Here is a 16,880-nt window from a genome sequence, read left to right on the forward strand (position 1 = left end):
CCGGTGCAGCCCCACGCACTCCACCGAACGGGCGGCGTGACCGGCACGCCGGGAGTCGACACATCGACGCGGAGTCGGAGACTCTTGGCCCCAGGCATGTGGTCGGGCGTGGGCCACCACATCGGGCACTGGCAGGCGCTCTGCCGTGGCCAGCATATCGTGACGCCGACCGTCGGCGTGGATGCGCACACCCCCGGTGTCAGCACGTGTCGGTGCCGTGTCAGGGCGGTGTCAGCGGGCCCGCGCAGACTGGGCGCATGACAGCTGACCTGGTGATCGAGGCCGAGGGCCTCGTGAAGACGTTTGGGAAGACGAGGGCGCTACAGGGCGTGGACCTCGCCGTACCCCGCGGCACGGTGCTCGGGGTGCTCGGCCCCAACGGCGCCGGCAAGACCACCGCCGTACGCATCCTCTCCACCCTGCTCACCCCGGACGGCGGGACCGCCCGAATCGGCGGTTTCGACGTGGTACGGGACGCCGAGCGCGTTCGGCAGAGCATCGGCCTCACCGGCCAGTACGCCTCGGTCGACGAGGACCTGACCGGGCGGCAGAACCTGGAGCTGTTCGGCACCCTGCTGGAGCTGGGGCGCACCGGCGCCCGACGGAGGGCCGCCGAACTGCTCGACTGGTTCGACCTGACCGACGCGGCGAACCGGCCGGCCAAGACGTACTCCGGCGGCATGCGGCGGCGGCTGGACCTGGCCGCCAGCCTGGTCGGCTCCCCCGACGTGATTTTCCTGGACGAGCCGACCACCGGGCTCGACCCGGCCAAGCGCGAGGACATGTGGGACGTGGTCCGCTCGCTGGTCAACAGCGGCTCGACGGTGCTGCTCACCACCCAGTACCTGGAGGAGGCCGACGCGCTCGCCGACGCGATTACGGTGATCGACCACGGCCGGGTCATCGCGCACGACACCCCCGAGGGGCTCAAGCGGGTGGTCGGCGGGCAGACCCTGGAGGTCCGGCCGTCCGATCCGGCGCAGCTGCCCCGCACCGCGGAGATCCTGACCCAGGTCGGCTCCGGCGGGCAGGCCGACGAGATCCGCAAGGGCGTGCTCGCGGTGCCGGTCACCGACGACGCGGCGCTGACCGAGAGCGTCGCGCGCTTCGCCACGGCCGGCATCGCGGTCACCGAACTCTCCCTGCACCTGCCGAGCCTCGACGAGGTGTTCTTCACCCTCACCGGGCGTACCGCATCCGACGACGACACCACCCGCCCCACGGAGGTCGCGGCATGAGCACCCTGATCGACACGGCACCGACGCGAAACCGCGGGCTGTCGACAACCACCTCGAATCCGCGACCGTTCAAGTTGCTCCGGCACTCGTTGGCGCTCGCCAAGCGCAGCCTCATCAAGACCTGGCGTACGCCCGAGGCGCTCATCGACGTCACCCTGCAACCGGTGCTGTTCCTCATCATCTTCGTGTACGTCTTCGGCGGCGCCGTCGCCGGATCGACCCACGACTACCTGCAGTTCCTGCTGCCCGGCATCCTGGCGCAAACGATCGCGACCGGCGCCATCGCGATCGGCGTCAACCTCAACACCGACATCGCCAAGGGCATCTTCGACCGGTTCCGGTCGTTGCCGATCCCCCGCTCCGCGCCACTGGTCGGCGCGGTCCTCGGCGACGTCGTCCGGTACGTCATCGTCACCGTGTCGACCCTCGCGATCGGCTACGTGATGGGTTTCCGGATCGACACCGACCCGTTCCGGGCGATCGCCGGGTGTCTGCTCGCGGTGCTGTTCGCGCTCTGCCTGAGCTGGCTGCCGGTGCTGGTGTCGATGAAGGTGCGGACCGCGGGCGCGGTGCAGGGGGTGATGTTCGCGCTGATCATGCCGCTGAGCTTCGCGTCCAACGTGTTCGTCGGCGCCGACACCCTGCCGGGCTGGATGCAGGCGTTCGTGGACGTCAACCCGATGACCCACCTGGTGGCGTCGGTACGCGGGCTGTTCCTCGGCACCCCACTGGGCAACCACGTGTGGTGGACGCTCGCCTGGTGCGCCGGCTTCGTGGCGCTGTTCATGCCGCTGGCGCTGCGCGCTTACCGCAAGAAGGTCTAGCGCGCGAGCAGGTCGTCCATCAGCTCGCGGATCCGGGCGACTGCGGCGGCGGCCGGCCGGCCGCGCCACCTGGCCAGTAACGACTCGCGCTGCTTCTCGTCACCGAGGGCGGCGTCGAGTCGTTCGGCGTCTCCGGGTGGAAAGAAGATGCCGACATGGGTGCCGATGCGGGTGCTGAGTGTGAACAGCTCCCGTGTGGTCGCGTCGTCGCCCCGGTGCGCCGCGAGTTCGGCGCCGCCCTGGGCCCACGCCCCGATGATCGGCAGGTCCTTCGAGGAGAGCGCGTCTTCCCGGGCGAGGGTCAACAGGGCGACCGCGTGGCCGTCGACGCTCTCATCCGGCACCGCCAGCGCCCGTGTCACCCGCAGGTCCAGGACCGCCACCGCGACGCGGAGCATGGCGCGCGGCTGCGGCTGAGGGCTCGTCCAGCCGGCCAGGATCCGGAGAACCCGGGCACCGTACCCGCGGGTCTCGTCGTACTGCTGGCGCTGCCAGGCCAGGTGGGCCAGCCCGAGGCACGCGACCGCGGCGTCGACCGCCTCGTCCTCGCCCGGGGCGGCCGTCTCCACCAGTCGTCGTTCGGCTTCCGCGTCGCCCGTCAGGGCGAGCTGCACGTCCAGCCGTACCCGGATCGAGCGGGCATCCTGCGTGGCGCCGATCATCTCCATGTGCCGGACGCTGCGCGCCAGCCACTCGGCCGACCTGGTGCTCCCGCCCGGATCAAGGAACTGCCCGACGGCCCCGGCCGCCATCGCCATGCCCCAGTGGTCACCGGCGATCGCGAAACGATGGTAGGCCTGCTCGGCGTCGACGACCGCCTCGGGCATGCCGCCGTTCTCCCGCACGGCCGCCCGGGCGAAGAGGCCCACCGCCTGCACGTACGGGTCGGGGTGCCCGATCATTTCGTCGGCAGCCTTGGTGCTCTGCTCCGGGTCGGACGCGTCGAACGCGGGCAGCGCCGACGCGAGCGCGGTCAATCGGGAGGACACCTCGTCGGGCCGCTCGGCGAGCAGTGTCCGAAGTGCCCGCCGGGAGAGCGCCGCGAGCCGAAGCTCACCGCTGATGCCGGAGTTGACGCCGACCAACAGGCTCAGCCAGGCGAGCCGGTCGGCGTCGGGCAGTGGCCTGCCCACACCACGGCCGTGCAGGATCGCGGAGCGGCGGCGTCGGTCCGGGTCGTCGACGCCCAGCGGCCCTCGCGCCCACCCGAGAACCTCCAGGTGCAGGCCGCGCACCGTCCAGAGGTGGAACAGCGCCGTCGCGACGTCGACGGTGGCGGGCTCGTCGTCCTCGCCCATCGCCCAGCGCAGTGCCGCGAGCAGGTTGTCCTGCTCGGCGGCGCAACGGTGCAGCGCCTCGACCTGGTCGGGGCCGACGAATCGGCCGGCGAGCGCGACCGCCTGCTCCCGCGCCCACCTGACCAGGCCGGCCATCGCCTGATCCCGGGCGCCCACGGCGTCCAGCCGGGCCTCGCCGTACTCGCGGACCGTTTCGAGCATCCGGTAGCGCGGCGGACCGTCCCCCTCCACCAGGGTCAACAGGGACTGTTCCACGAGGGTCGCCAGGCCGTGTCGCACATCCGGGGCCTGCGCGACGGCGGCGGCGAGGTCCGCGGTGAACGGCGCGGGGATGACCGCGACCCGCTGGAGCAGGTCACGGTCGTCCTCGGCGAGCAGTTCCCGGCTCCAGTCGACCAGCGCCCACAGGCTCGCGTGCCGCTCGGGCAGACCGCGCAGGGCGTCGTCGAGCAGCGCGAACCGGTCGGTCAGCCCGGCGAGCACGTCGTCGATCGGCATGTGCCGCAGTCGCGCGGCGGCCAGTTCGAGGGCGAGGGGCAGGTTGTCGAGCCGGTGGCACAGGGCGAGCGCCCGCTCGGTGTCCCAGGTCGGCACCGCGCCACCGGCCCGCGCCCGGGACTCGACAAGCGCGAGCGCGTCGGCGTCCGGCAATGCGGTCAGCCGGTGCACCACTTCGCCGATCAGGCCCAGTGGGGCGCGGCTCGTCGCGAGCACCGCGACCTCCGGTGAGGCCACCGCGACCAGGTCCGCGACGACGACGGCCACCGCGTCGAGCACGTGCTCGCAGTTGTCCAGTACCACCAGCCCGTCCAGGTCCGGCGCCACGGCGCGCAGCCGCTCCTCGGGGCTGAGGACCCGCCGCTCCAGACCCAGGTTGCCGCCGGTCGCCGTGGTGTCCGCGCCACCGAGCGCGGCGAGCACCGTGGGCAGCACCTCGGCGGGCGAGCGCAGGCCAGCGAGTTCGATCACGCGTACCGACTGCCCGGCCGCCGCCGTACGCCGTGCCACCTCGGCGGCGAGCCGGGTCTTGCCCGCCCCACCGGTCGCCACGATCGTCACGACAGGTGTCTCGGCGAGCGCGTCGGTGACGGCCTCGACGTCGCGCTCCCGCCCGACGAGGGCAGCCATCGGACGACGCCACGCGGCGGGCAACGCGATCCGTGCCGGCTTCCGGGACGGAGGTGCCGCGACGGGCGGGGCGGTGAGTTCGCCGCGTAGCAGCGCCAGGTGGACGGCCGTGATCACGGGCGACGGGTCGGTGCCGTACCGGTCGGCCAGCTCGGCGCGCAGCCGCTCGACCACCTCCAGCGCCTCCGCCTCCCGCCCCTGCGCGGCGAGCACCCGGACGAGCAGGGCGGCGGACGGCTCGTCCGGCGGCGTACGCGCGACGAGTCGGCTCAGGTCGACCTCGTCGAACGGCCCCACGCCGGCGAGTGCCGCCTCCGCCCGCAACGCGGCGACCTCGGCGAACAGGCGCGTGTCCTCGACGCTGACCAGCTCGGGCACCTCGGGGAACAGGGTGCGCGCCTGGTCGGCCAGGTTGCGGGCGGCACGGGCGTCGCCGGCCCGGAGCACGGTACGCGCCTGGTCGACGAGCGACCGCGCCTCGACCGCGTCGACGGTGACCTCGTCGGCGGGCAGCCGGTATCCGCCCGGCACCGCGACCACGGGCAGCCCGAGACGGCGCACCCTGGACACGAGCGCCTGGACGGCGCCGGTCGCGTCGTCGGGTGGCGCGCCGTCCCAGACGGCGTCGACGAGCAGGCTCGTGGAGACCATCCGCCCGCGCGCGTCGACGAGCGCGCGCAGCACCGCCGCGAGCCGTTCACCTCGAACGGGTTGGCCGTCGACGGCGAGGGGGCCGAGGGTCGCGATGTGCACGGACCCAGCATCCCCCACCCGCGCACAGGCCCGACGACCACCGGTCCGACGGGCTGATCAGGGCTTCGAGATCGGCTTGACAGGCCGACATTCGGTTAGGTTAGCCTAACCTCTTGCAGAACGAGTTGGCGTCGGCCAACGGGCGCGCAGCCTGTCCGACGTCGACCTCCGGTTGGGCTACCACGGTGTGTTGATGGTGCACGGTGCGGTGATCAACCTCCGCCCGGGTGCCGTGACCGCACTCGTGGGGCCCAACGGCAGCGCCATGGCGAGCACGACCCGGTAGACGCCGGCCCGAGTCGAGAGAGGCACCATGATCGAGACCCTGCCCATCGCCCCGTGGCGCGTGTTCGCCGTCACCGTCCGCGCGGTACGCCGACTCAGCCCGTCCTTCACCCGGGTGACCTTCACCGGGGCGGACCTCGACCGCATCGCCGACAACGGTTACGACCAGCGGATCAAGCTGGGCCTGCCGCTGCCCGGTCAGCACGGGGTGCCCCTTCCCCAGGGAGCGGACTGGTACGCGCAGTGGCGGGCACTGCCGGAGCACCTGCGCAACCCGATCCGTACCTACACCGTGCGGGCGGTCCGACCGCACCTGGCCGAGGTCGACGTCGACCTGGTGCTGCACGGCGACAGCGGGCCGGCGACGCGCTGGGCGCGGCGGGCGGCCGTCGGCGACGAGATCGCCCTGGTCGGGCCGGACGCCGGCTACGACGGCAACCACGGCGGGGTCGAGTTTCGACAGTCGACCGGCGGCGCGCTGCTGCTGGCCGGGGACGAGACAGCGGTGCCGGCGATCAGCAGCATCTGTGAGCGTCTCCCCCTGGACGCCCGCGGCACGGTGGTGCTGGAGGTACCCGACGCCGCCGACGTGTTGCCGCTGATCGCACCCCCCGGCGTCGAGGTTCGCTGGCTGGCCCGGGGCGCCGACGGGTACGGCAGCCGGTTGGTGCCCGCCGTCGTCGCCGCGGCCGGGGAACTGCTGGCCCCCGACGCGTCGACGGTCGCCCGGCCGGTGCCGGACGTGGACGTGGACACCGAGATCCTGTGGGAGGTGCCCGCGGAGGCGGCCTCGGTGCCGCTGTACGCATGGTTGGCCGGGGAGGCCGGCGTCATCCGTCACCTGCGCCGGCACCTGGTCGCCGAGCGAGGTCTGGACCGGCGAGCGGTGGCCTTCATGGGCTACTGGCGTCTCGGCCACGCCGACTGACAGCACCGCGCGGCGCGCCGCCCCCGGGGGCGGCGAGGTGCGTCGGAGGCGGTGGGGCGCGTACCGTTTCGGGTCGGACTTCGGGCGGACCGGCTGAAGCCGGCACGGGATACGGGACGAGACAACGACGCATGACGGTGGACATCATTACCGAAAACGGTCAAGAGGGCATTGACCGAAGCCGGCTGGAGACCTGCCTCAGCGTCTTCGAGGAGTTGGAGGCGCTGCCCTCCGACCACCCCGACGTGGTGCGGGTGCAGCGGGCCACCGCCCGGCTCTACAAGGTGATCAAGCAGCGGCGACGCGAGGAGAGGCGGGACGCCATCCTCGCCGCCGACCGGGCGGTGACGGAGGCCACCGCCACCGGCGCTCCGGGGCGGATCGACGACGAGACGCAGGGCATTCCGCTCGCGACCTCCGTCGCGGGCGAGACGGCGGGCTTCCTGCACAACCCCCGCGGTTGCTACGTCTGCAAGCAGCGCTACCGCCAGGTGGACGCGTTCTACCACCAGCTCTGCCCGTCCTGCGCCGCACTCAACCGGGAGCGCCGCGACGCCCGTACCGACCTGACCGGCCGGCGCGCACTGCTCACCGGCGGCCGGGCCAAGATCGGCATGTACATCGCGCTGCGGCTGCTGCGCGACGGCGCGCACACGACGGTGACGACGCGCTTCCCGCACGACGCGGTACGCCGTTTCGCCGCGATGCCCGACAGCGGAGACTGGCTGCACCGGCTGCGCATCGTCGGGATCGACCTGCGCGACCCCGCCCAGGTGATCGCCCTCGCCGACTCGGTGAGCAGCCAGGGCCCCCTCGACATCCTGATCAACAACGCGGCGCAGACCGTCCGCCGGTCCCCCGGGGCGTACGCGCAGCTCATCGCCGCCGAGGCCGCGGCCCTGCCGGACGGCCCGCTGCCGGAGCTGATCACGTTCGCCAAGCCGGACGGTCAGGGCGGCCCGGTGGGCAGCCTGACCGCCGGACCACAGTCGACCGCGCTCACCCCGCACGCGCTCACCGCGCTGGCACTGACCAGCGGCTCGGCCTCGCCGGAACGGATCGCGGCGTCCACGGCCATCGACGCCGGAGGTCTGGTGCCCGACCTCGACTCGGTAAACAGCTGGGTCCAGCGGGTCCAGGAGGTGGACCCGGTCGAGCTGCTCGAAGTGCAGCTCTGCAACGTCACCGCGCCGTTCGTGCTGGTCAGCCGGCTGCGCCCGGCGATGGCCGCCGCGCCGGCCCGCCGCAAGTACGTGGTGAACGTGTCGGCGATGGAGGGCCAGTTCGGTCGCGGTTACAAGGGGCCGGGGCACCCGCACACCAACATGGCCAAGGCGGCGCTGAACATGCTGACCCGCACCAGTGCCGAGGAGATGCTGACCGACGGCATCCTGATGACCAGCGTGGACACCGGCTGGATCACCGACGAACGCCCCCACCCGACGAAGATGCGGCTGGCCGACGAGGGCTTCCACGCCCCGCTGGACCTGGTCGACGGCGCGGCCCGGGTGTACGACCCGATCGTCCGCGGCGAGCTGGGCGAGGACCTGTACGGCTGTTTCCTGAAGGATTACGCGCCCTGCGCCTGGTGAGCGACGCTGCCACCGCTGAACGAGGAGAAGAACATGTCAGCTGACCGTGAATCGTGGCCGACGCTGGACGAGCTGCTGCGCGAGGAGAGCGAGCTGGAGCTCGCGGGCCTGTCCGAGACCGACGCGTACGAGCTGGGGATGCTCGCCGTCGCCGCCGCGACCGAGCAGCGGCTGCCGGTCTCGGTGGGCGTGTGGCGGGCCGGGCGGCAGCTGTTCCACTGTGGCCTGCCCGGGTCGACGGCGGACAACGACGCGTGGCTGCGCCGCAAGGGACGGGTGGTGATGCGGTTCGAGCACTCCTCGCTCTACATGGCCCGGCTGTGCCAGGACAAGCAGGTGACGCTGGCCGAGCGGTTCGGCCTGCCGGCCTCGCGCTACGCGGCCGCCGGGGGCGCGGTGCCACTGCGGGTGCGTGGCACCGGTGTGGTGGGCTGGGTCGGTGTCTCCGGGCTGCCGCAGCTGGACGACCACCGTTTCGTGGTCGACATCCTCCGCAAGCTCCCCCGGTAGAGCGATCCCGGCGGCCTCGCAGCGAGGCCGCCGGGTCACCCGCTCAGTGTGCGCGCCGGTTGGCGCGCAGGGCGCCCAGGAGCACGCCGGGCCGGGCCAGCGAGCGCGGGTGCGCGCGCATGGAGACGACGTCGTTGAACCGCCGCGCGGTCGCCACGTCCGTGACGGTCGCGGCGATGACCTGGCCGCTGGCCCACCTGGTAAGCCGGTAGCCGCGCGGGTAGGGCCCGTCGACGTGGGGCAACGCCAGGTCCGCCGAGGTGGAGAGCGACCAGGCGGCGTCGACCACGACCTTCTGGAGCGCGAGGTAGTGGCGCGCGGGCGCCCGCAGGTCCGGGCCGGACCGGAGGTACGTCGACAAGCAGGCCGCGTGCAGGGTCGCCGCGGTCATGCCCTGCCCGTACACCGGGTTGAACGACGCGACGGCGTCTCCGATGCTGATCAGGCCGGCCGGGAACCGCTTGAGCGCGTGGAAGTCCCGTCGCCGGCTGTCGGCATGGTGGTAGGTCTGCACGTCGCCGATCATCTCCTGGTCGGCGACCTGGCCGAACTCCGGTGGGAACTGCTCCCGCAGGCGGCGGACGAAATCCTCGGCGGTGCGCCCCGGGCGGTCGTCGCCGTAACCGGCCATCATGGCCATCCACCGACCGTCCTCGATGGCGAAGAACGCGGCCCCGGCCACGTTTATCGCCATCTTCGGCGTGTTCAGTGCCAGGACGACCGTCGATGCGGGGTTGGCCTCCGGACGACGGAACACGGCGGTCGCGTAGTTGAGACGCACTGTCATCCGCCGGGTGACCGGCCGGTCCCAGTCGGCCCGCTCCAGCCAGTCTGACAGTTTGCTGGACCGCCCCATGGCATCCACCACGAGGTCAGCCCGCTCGACACCGGGCACCCCACCGACCTCACAGCGAACCCCGGTGACCGCGTCGTCGTCGAGCACGAGGCCGGTGGCGCGGGCGGTGATCGTCTTGACGTTGGGCAGTCGGAGCACCTGCTGGCGGATCAGGCCCTCCAGCAGTGGCCGACTGCCCGCCAGACTGTCGGCGTCGTCGGGAACGACGACCTTCAGACGCCCGTCGAGGTAGTTGCGCCGCGATGCGGGCGGCGCCTCGACCGCGCCGCGCGCCACCGCCTCGTCGCGAAATCCGGGGAACAGCCGCTCCAACTGAAAGAGGCCGCCGGACAGCAGCGCGTGCAGCTGGGTCCCCTGCGGGACGCCGGGCCGCGCGCCGGTGACCTGCGGGTCGTCCCGGTCGATGATGACGACGGTGTCGGCGTAATCGGACAGCACCCGGGCGGCCAGCAGGCCGGCGACACTGCCGCCGACCACGACGGCCGTTCCCATCATCGGGGACGGTCGATCAGGGGGTCGAGTCGCGTTCAGCGCTGCGAAGACCCGGGACGGGGAGAGGGACATCGTGCTCTCCAAGGGGGTAACGAGGTGTGTGCCCTGCGCGGACAGACCGGTGGACGGTCGTTCGACGTGATCCCCGTCGATCGTCGCACAACCACTCGAAGGCCAACCGGCCCTGTCTGCCAGATGACCATCAATTGCCCTTTGGGTCGGACCGGGTCGACGTTCGGACGGGTCAGGTGGCGTGTCTCCAGGCCGGCTGCCACGATCTGCGGCATGCCCGTTGCGCGTCGTACTCTGCTCGGGGCCGGCCTGGCCGCCGCGACCTCCGCCCTCACCGGTTGCCGCGACAACGCCGCGCCAGCCCCCGGTTCGGCCGGCGGCGACGCGGTGACCGGGACGCGCGCCCCCGGGAACCGAGTCGGCCTCGGTTCGGCGGGCGACCTCGGGGGGTCGCCGCCCAGGGCACCGGACGCACCGGTCGGCGGCAACCCGCCGGTCCGTCAGGCCCGCTACGCGCAGGACGTGACCGCCCTGCTCCGGCGACACCTGCCCGCCACTGCGCAGACCTTCCAGCACAAGGGCTTCCCCGGCGCGGTCGCGCTCGTTCTGGTGAACGGCAAGATGACGGTGCACACCGCGGTCGGTGAGGCGCTGCGTTATGAGGCGGGCCCGAAACTGCTCGCGGCGAACCAGCGCGTCGTGATGCGCCCGGACTCCATCTTCGACCTCGCCTCGGTCACCAAGGTGTACACGGCCATCCTGCTGTTGCAGCAGGTCGACAAGGGGAGTGTCGACCTCGGCGCTCCGGTGCGCGACTACCTGCCCGGCTTCACCGGCACGGGCAAGGAGCGGATCACCGTCGAGATGCTGCTCACCCACACCAGCGGCCTCCCGGTCGGCGCCAAGGTCACCGGCCTGCCCGACGACGCGGCCCGCTGGAACGCCGTGCTCAGCACGCCGCTGGTCTCCGGCGCCGTGCCCGGGGACACGTTCCGCTATTCCAGCGTCGGGCTCATGGTCGCCGGCAAGATCGTGGAGAAGGTCACCGGGCAACGGCTCGACCAGGCGCTCAAGAGCAACCTGACCGGCCCGCTCGGCCTGCGCGACACCGGCTTCAACCCGAACAGCTGGCTGTCGGCCGCCGCGAAGGCCAGCCGCCTGGTCGCCACCGACGCCCGCTCCTCCCGGGGGTTGCTCCGTGGCGTCGTGCACGACGACGTGGCCAACCACCTCGGTGGCATCGCCGGTCACGCCGGCATCTTCGCCTCCGCGACCGACCTCGCGGTCATCGGTCAGCTGCTCCTCAACGAGGGCACTTACCAGGGCAAGCGGATCCTCGCCGCGGCGACCGTGCGCCGGATGCTCAGCAACCACAACGCCGGCAAACCCGCAATCGACCCCGAGCGACCCAACCGGACCTCGGCGCACGGCCTCGGCGTCGTCCTCGACCAGAGCTGGTTCATGGGAAAGCTCGCCTCGGCCCGGACCTTCGGCCACACCGGGTTCGCCGGCCCCTCGCTCCTGGTCGCGCCCGACCGCAAGCTCGTCCTGGCGCTGCTCACCAATCGCGCGCACCCCAACTGGAGTTGGTCGAACCCCGACCCGGTCCGCGCCGCCGTCGGCGACCTGCTCGCCACCAAGGTCAACTGACCGGGTGACGGTCGGCGTGAACGACTTCTGACCGCGTCTCGCGGGCGGGCCCGGCCACCTCCGGCCGTGACGGTGGCCGGGCCCGCCCGCGTACTCGTCAGACGGTAGCCGGGATCCGCTCGCGCACTCGCCGCCCGACCGCGACGCTGACCAGTCCAAGGATCAACCCGACGACCGCCAGGACGACGCCCACCCGGGCCGGCGCGAGGTAGCCGAGGCCGGCGGCGATGGCGACGCTGCCCAGCACGGCGCCCAGGCTGTTCGCGACGTTCATGGCCGACTGGCTGACCGCCGCGCCCATCAGTTGCGCGCCCGGAGCGACGGTGATCAGACGCGCCTGGAGGACCGGACCGAGATAGAGGCTGGTCGCGCCGACCAGGAACGCGCCCACGAACAGGCCGACGCCTGTCGACGCCACGAGGCTGAACACGCCGATGCTCACGATCATCGCCGCGAAGCCGACGACCATGCTCCGCTGCAGGTCGCGGTCCGCCAGCCAGCCGCCCAGGGCGTTGCCCACGGTCATGCCGAGACCCACCGCGACCAGGGCCCACGGCACCGTCGCGGCGGAGAGGCCGGTGACGTCGGTGGTGACCGGTGCGATGTAAGTGTTCACCGCGAAGAAACCGGCGAAACCGACCGCGCCGGTCGCGGCGACCAGCCAGACCTGCGAGGTCCACAGCGCTCGCAGCTCGGCGGCCGGCGAGCCGTCGACCGCAGCCGCGACCTCCGGTACGACCGCCAGCACCGCCAGCAGGGTGAGCACGAAGAAGCCGGCGATGACCAGGTACGCGACCCGCCAGCCGACCTCCTGCCCGAGCCGGGTGATGAGGGGTACGCCGACCAGGTTGCTCACTGTCAGACCGCCGAGCACGGTGGCGTAACCGCGGGCCTCGTTACCGGGGCCCATCAGGGTGGCCGCGAGCAGACCGGCCGCACCGAAGTACGCGCCGTGCGGCATTGCCGAAGCGAACCGGGCCACCAGCACCAGGTCGAAGGTGGGGGCGATCGCGGACGCGACCGTACCGACGGCGAAGAGCACGAGCAGCCCGAGGACGAGCTTCTTGCGGGGCAGGCGCGCGCTCAACGCGGCGATCAGCGGCGCGCCGACGACCACACCAAGGGCGTACGCGGTGATCATCCAGCCCGCCCGGGCGATCGCGTCCGACGACGACTGCGCGTACTCCTGCGGGAGCAGACCGCGGGCGATGTCGGGCAGCAGCCCCATCGCCACGAACTCGGTCAGGCCGACCGCGACGCCGCCCAGTGCCAGAGCGGCCAGCGCCGCCAACCGCCGTCCTCTACTCAACTCGATCACCGAGAAAATTTAGCAACAGCGTTGCGTAATAGAGTGGTGAGATGACTCGCGTCACTGCCGACGTCGCCTTCCTGCGCGGCTACAACCAGGCACTGGTCATGGCCGTGGGGCGTACCGCTCGCACGTTCGAGCGGGCGACAGTGGTCGAGGCCACCGGCCTGACACCACAGGCGGTCTCCAAGGTCATCGCCCGACTGACCGCCGACGGCCTGATCCGCCCGGCCGGCCTCCGGCGTCCGGGCATCGGCAAGCCCGCTGTCGTCTACGAACTCGTCCCGGACAGCCGGTACGCGATCGGTGCCCACGTGGCCCGGCGCACGCTGCGGCTGGTCCTGGTCGACCTGGCCGGCACCGTGCACCACTCGGCGGTCAGCCCGCTGCCCCGCGACTTCACCCCGGAACAGCTCCTCGACGCGTTGAGCGCCGGCATCGACACGATGGCCGGCATCGGCGACCTGCGGAGCCGGCTCACCGGGCTGGGCATCGGCATGATCGGCCCACTCGACCACGCCAACGGCCTGGTCCGGGACGCCCACGGCCTGCGGCACTGGCACGACGTACCGCTGCGCGAGATCGCCGAGAAACACCTCGGCCTCCCCGTGCACCTGGACAAGGACGTCACAGCGGGGATCACGGCGGAGGCCTGGCGGCACGGCACGACGTTCGGCGACGCGGTCCTCATCATGGTCGAGTCCGGCATCGGCGGAGGTTTCTGGTTGGGCGGCGCGGCCCACCGGGGAGCGCACACCAACGCGGGCGAGTTCGGCCACACGGTCGTCGACCTGACCGGAGCACGCTGCGTCTGTGGCCGGCACGGATGCCTGGAGATCGTGCACCAGCACGCCGCCGAGGCCGGGGACATCGCACACGCGGCCCGGGTGTTGGCCGTGGGCGTCGTCAATCTGCTCCAGACCCTCGACCTCGCCCACGTGGTGCTGGCGGGCGCGGACCTCCTCCGGCACTCGCAGACCTATCTCGCGGCGGTCACCGAGGCGGTGCAGGCCGACGCGCGGCGCGCGGCCTGGCTCAGTACCAGGGTGGCCCTGTCCAGCCTCGGCGCGGACGTGATCGCCGCGGGCGCCGCCATGCAGATCCTCGACCAGCACTACGGCATCCCGGAGCTGACCCATTCCTTGATCAGTGGCAGCTGAGCAGCTCGACACGCCGAGCGCCGCCCTGCTGAGCTGCCACCGATCGCCGCGAGGTCAGCTGGCGGCGCGGAGACTCGCCGCGTCGCTTGCGACACCAGGGCACATGGCCAACGGGGACAACACCGGGGCCTGCCCGGTGCCCGTCCCCCTCGGTGTCCTTCGTGACCTCGTACCCGCTGAGCGTGAAGTGCAACTCGGCCGGAGCCCCCTAGCCTCGTCGATCATGGAGTTGTGGTGGGTGACGAATCGGACATCGTCTACCAAGTACGGCACCACAACTCCATGATCGACGGGGTGGGGCGGGTTAGAGCTTCGCCGCGCCTGCCTCGGTGGCCTCCTGCATTGCCGAGGTACGACGGATTTCGGCCCGCTGGTCGCCGGCGTCCTCCCGGTCCGGAGCGGCGACCCTCGCCGACCGGTTGGTGGTCGCCGCCGCCTGGTCACCGGTCACCCCGCCACGGATCCGGTTGTTCGCGGCCACCTGGGCAGCCGGGTTGTTGGACGTCACCGCCAACTGACCGTTGATGATGTTGTCGTCGACGGTGACACCACCGGTGGTGCTGGTGATGCTCACGTCCCCACCCCAGTAACCGCCGGAGGCGCAGCTGTCCAGGGCGCCGTTCGGGCCGAGCTGCACACCGCCCAGGTTGCCGGCGAAGGTGGCCCGGCCCTGGACCGCACTGCCACACACCACACTGCCGGTGGCGCTGTTGAGCACCGACACGGTGCCGTCGACGAACGAGTCGTGCAGGTCGGTGTAGTAGGTGCCGGTGCTGCTGAGGTTGCGCTGCACCTGGCTGCCCCGGTCGAGCCGGACCTCACCGGCACTGACGTTGACGTGCCCGGTGACCGTCGACGCCTCGGCGAAGAGGAAGCTGTCGATGGTCGTGGAGCCCTTCGGCCGGACGGTCACGGTGCCGGTCCGGGCGTCCTTCAGGAAGATCCCGTAGCCACCGGCCGCGAGGACCACCTGGCCGTCGACTGTCGTCTCGGTCGCGTCGAGGTAGCCGTCGGCGGCGACGCGTACCTCACCGCTGATCCGGCCACCGGTCACCACCAGGTTGCCGCCGGCCGCGACGGTGACGTTGCCGGTGATCGTCGTGCCGGTCAGCGCGCAGGACTCGCCGGCGGGCACGAGCAGGTCGTTGGGCACGGTCACCGCGCCGCCGGTGCCGATGCAGTGGGTGACCAGGTCGGCGTGTGCGGGGGGCGCCACGGCCAGCACCGAGGCCGCGATGACGGCGCTCACGGTGGCCAGCTTGGCGACGGTACGTCCGGGCATCGTGGTACTCCCTGTCGATGAGGTTCGAGGACTCATGCGCCGACGTCCGATCGGGCCGCGGCCCGGACGATGGCGCCCTGCTGCCGCCGGTCGAGCGTGCCGGCGGTGACGAGCGCGGCGGTGACCGCTTCGACGTGCCGGACGAATGCGGCGTGGCCGGGGTAGTCGGCGTGTTCGTCGATCAGATCGTTGATGGTGCAGCCGTCGCCGGTGTCCACGTTGGCGACACCGCTGTCGTCGCCGTCGATGATCACCGTGGCTCGGGTGTCCGAGTCGGGGCAGCGGTCGGTGTCGTCGGCCACGACGGTGAACGTCGTGGACTGCTCGGCGGAGGAGTTCCCCGCCGTGTCGGTGGCCCGGTAGCGCACTGTGTGCGGGCCGGGTGCGCGGACGGCGACCGGAGCGGCGTACGCCGTCCAACCTCCGCTGTCGAGCGCGTACTCGATCTTCGCCACCCCCGACTCGGCGTCGGTGGCCGTGACGGTCACTGTCGCGCCGCCGACGTACCCGCCGTCGCCGTTGCGGTCACCGGCCACCGTGGCGGCGACAGTGGGTGCTGTGGTGTCCTCGGCCGGCGGCTCGACGACGGTGAAGTGGGCCATCTGCTCGGCCGACGTGTTGCCGGCGGCGTCGGTGGCCCGGTAGTGCAGCATGTGCATCCCGGCCGCGTTCACCACGATCGGATTCGTGTACGTGGTGAAGGCCGCCCCGTCCAGCGCGTACTCGATGGTGGCGACACCGGATCCGCTGTCGGTGGCGGTCAGCGTGGCGGTGGTCGTACCGATGTAGTTGCCGCCGGCGTCGCGGTCGCCGGCGAGTGCGGCGGTGACCACCGGCGCGGTGGTGTCCTCCTCCCCCGGCTCGACGATCCGGAACGACACCGAGCCGACGGCGCTGGTGTTGCCGGCCTGGTCGGTGGCGCGGAACCGCACCGAGTGGTCGCCGATCGCGGTCACCCGCACCGGCTCGGTGTACGGCCGAAAGCTGGTGTCGTCGACCTGGTACTCGATGGTTTGGACCCCGGAGTCGGCGTCGGTGGCCGTCACTGTCACAGTGGCCGCGCCGAGGTAGTTGCCGTCGGGGTCCTGGTCGCCGGAGACCGCGCCGGTCACCGTCGGCGCGGTGGTGTCGCCGCCTCCACCGCCCTCGGTGACCACCAGCTCGCCGACCATGGAGCTGTGGCCGGGGATCGAGCAGAAGTACCGGTAGCGGCCCGGGGTCAGGGTGACGGTGGCCTGGTGGCGGCCGTCGTTGGCGTCGAACGGGCTGGCCAGTATGTTGACTGTGACGTCGTGGTTGTAGCCCTCGGTGCTGGTGTCGAAGGTCAGGGTGTGCGGCATCCCGGTGGTGTTGCCGGTGGCCGCGCTGTTCTCCCAGATGATCGTGGTCGCTCCGGCCACCGCAGTGGTGGGCGCGGACTTGTAGCGGGTGATGCTGTCGTCGGCGGTCCAGGTCAACACCTGGTCGGCGGCGACGCGCGGGGCGGCGGAGGCGGGCGCCACTGCCAACGGGATCACCGTGAGCAGGAGCGCCGCCAGCGCGGCCGTCAGTCGTCGGGTCATC

12 protein-coding genes are annotated in these 16,880 nt (G+C 72.1%); 7 read left to right on the plus strand and 5 right to left on the minus strand.

Translation table 11 applies throughout. From position 1 onward, the window contains the following. The first annotated feature begins 257 nt into the window (after positions 1-257). Together ABZU52_RS03625 and ABZU52_RS03630 are read left to right on the plus strand one after the other, a co-directional pair. Entirely contained in the window at positions 258-1,238 is a 981-nt protein-coding gene (locus ABZU52_RS03625) for an ATP-binding cassette domain-containing protein (RefSeq protein ID WP_354969526.1), read from the plus strand. Further along, positions 1,235-2,062, plus strand: a complete 828-nt coding sequence (locus ABZU52_RS03630) for an ABC transporter permease (RefSeq protein ID WP_354969527.1) — start codon at positions 1,235-1,237, stop codon at positions 2,060-2,062. Before ABZU52_RS03625 ends, ABZU52_RS03630 begins: the two co-directional genes overlap by 4 nt. Here the strand turns inward: ABZU52_RS03630 and ABZU52_RS03635 are convergent. Beyond that, positions 2,059-5,241, minus strand: coding sequence for a BTAD domain-containing putative transcriptional regulator (locus tag ABZU52_RS03635; protein ID WP_354969528.1), 3,183 nt, complete (start codon positions 5,239-5,241; stop codon positions 2,059-2,061). The genes ABZU52_RS03630 and ABZU52_RS03635 overlap by 4 nt on opposite strands. A 313-nt stretch (positions 5,242-5,554) precedes the next feature. Here ABZU52_RS03635 and ABZU52_RS03640 point away from each other — a divergent pair, with 313 nt between their 5' ends. From ABZU52_RS03640 to ABZU52_RS03650, 3 genes are all read left to right on the plus strand, one after another. Continuing rightward, a complete protein-coding gene (locus tag ABZU52_RS03640) occupies positions 5,555-6,454 on the plus strand; it encodes a siderophore-interacting protein (protein WP_354969529.1) in 900 nt (299 codons plus the stop codon). Positions 6,455-6,585: 131 nt separating this feature from the next. Then, on the plus strand, positions 6,586-8,046 hold the full coding sequence (locus ABZU52_RS03645; protein WP_354969530.1) for an SDR family NAD(P)-dependent oxidoreductase: 1,461 nt from the start codon (positions 6,586-6,588) through the stop codon (positions 8,044-8,046). Positions 8,047-8,079: 33 nt separating this feature from the next. Next, on the plus strand, positions 8,080-8,556 hold the full coding sequence (locus ABZU52_RS03650) for a heme-degrading domain-containing protein (RefSeq protein ID WP_196927065.1): 477 nt from the start codon (positions 8,080-8,082) through the stop codon (positions 8,554-8,556). A 43-nt stretch (positions 8,557-8,599) separates the two neighbouring features. On the opposite strand, the gene ABZU52_RS03655 is transcribed toward ABZU52_RS03650, so the two are convergent. After that, positions 8,600-9,904, minus strand: a complete 1,305-nt coding sequence (locus ABZU52_RS03655; protein ID WP_354969531.1) for an FAD-dependent monooxygenase — start codon at positions 9,902-9,904, stop codon at positions 8,600-8,602. A gap of 285 nt (positions 9,905-10,189) precedes the next feature. Here ABZU52_RS03655 and ABZU52_RS03660 point away from each other — a divergent pair, with 285 nt between their 5' ends. Continuing rightward, positions 10,190-11,566 (plus strand): serine hydrolase domain-containing protein, encoded by a 1,377-nt coding sequence (locus tag ABZU52_RS03660; RefSeq protein ID WP_354969532.1) that lies wholly within the window; start codon positions 10,190-10,192, stop codon positions 11,564-11,566. A gap of 97 nt (positions 11,567-11,663) precedes the next feature. Here ABZU52_RS03660 and ABZU52_RS03665 read toward each other — a convergent pair whose 3' ends face one another. Next, positions 11,664-12,884, minus strand: coding sequence for an MFS transporter (locus tag ABZU52_RS03665; protein WP_354969533.1), 1,221 nt, complete (start codon positions 12,882-12,884; stop codon positions 11,664-11,666). A gap of 41 nt (positions 12,885-12,925) precedes the next feature. On the opposite strand from ABZU52_RS03665, the gene ABZU52_RS03670 reads away from it, so the two are divergent. Then, positions 12,926-14,035, plus strand: coding sequence for an ROK family protein (locus ABZU52_RS03670; protein ID WP_354969534.1), 1,110 nt, complete (start codon positions 12,926-12,928; stop codon positions 14,033-14,035). Between the two features lie 304 nt (positions 14,036-14,339). Here ABZU52_RS03670 and ABZU52_RS03675 read toward each other — a convergent pair whose 3' ends face one another. Beyond that, positions 14,340-15,317: a hypothetical protein gene (locus ABZU52_RS03675; RefSeq protein ID WP_354969535.1), complete on the minus strand. Its 978-nt coding sequence runs from the start codon at positions 15,315-15,317 to the stop codon at positions 14,340-14,342. A 32-nt stretch (positions 15,318-15,349) separates the two neighbouring features. Next, a complete protein-coding gene (locus ABZU52_RS03680) occupies positions 15,350-16,879 on the minus strand; it encodes a plastocyanin/azurin family copper-binding protein (protein WP_354969536.1) in 1,530 nt (509 codons plus the stop codon). Position 16,880 lies beyond the last annotated feature (1 nt).

Origin of the sequence: Micromonospora sp. NPDC005220 (assembly GCF_040607895.1) — a bacterium.
Classification (GTDB): domain Bacteria; phylum Actinomycetota; class Actinomycetes; order Mycobacteriales; family Micromonosporaceae; genus Micromonospora.

Coding starts and splice junctions, on each gene's coding strand:
- ABZU52_RS03625 (WP_354969526.1), top strand. CDS start 258: ATGACAGCTGACCTGGTGATCGAGGCCGAGGGCCTCGTGAAGACGTTT.
- ABZU52_RS03630 (WP_354969527.1), top strand. CDS start 1,235: ATGAGCACCCTGATCGACACGGCACCGACGCGAAACCGCGGGCTGTCG.
- ABZU52_RS03640 (WP_354969529.1), top strand. CDS start 5,555: ATGATCGAGACCCTGCCCATCGCCCCGTGGCGCGTGTTCGCCGTCACC.
- ABZU52_RS03645 (WP_354969530.1), top strand. CDS start 6,586: ATGACGGTGGACATCATTACCGAAAACGGTCAAGAGGGCATTGACCGA.
- ABZU52_RS03650 (WP_196927065.1), top strand. CDS start 8,080: ATGTCAGCTGACCGTGAATCGTGGCCGACGCTGGACGAGCTGCTGCGC.
- ABZU52_RS03655 (WP_354969531.1), bottom strand. CDS start 9,904: ATGGGAACGGCCGTCGTGGTCGGCGGCAGTGTCGCCGGCCTGCTGGCC.
- ABZU52_RS03660 (WP_354969532.1), top strand. CDS start 10,190: ATGCCCGTTGCGCGTCGTACTCTGCTCGGGGCCGGCCTGGCCGCCGCG.
- ABZU52_RS03670 (WP_354969534.1), top strand. CDS start 12,926: ATGACTCGCGTCACTGCCGACGTCGCCTTCCTGCGCGGCTACAACCAG.
- ABZU52_RS03675 (WP_354969535.1), bottom strand. CDS start 15,317: ATGCCCGGACGTACCGTCGCCAAGCTGGCCACCGTGAGCGCCGTCATC.
- ABZU52_RS03680 (WP_354969536.1), bottom strand. CDS start 16,879: ATGACCCGACGACTGACGGCCGCGCTGGCGGCGCTCCTGCTCACGGTG.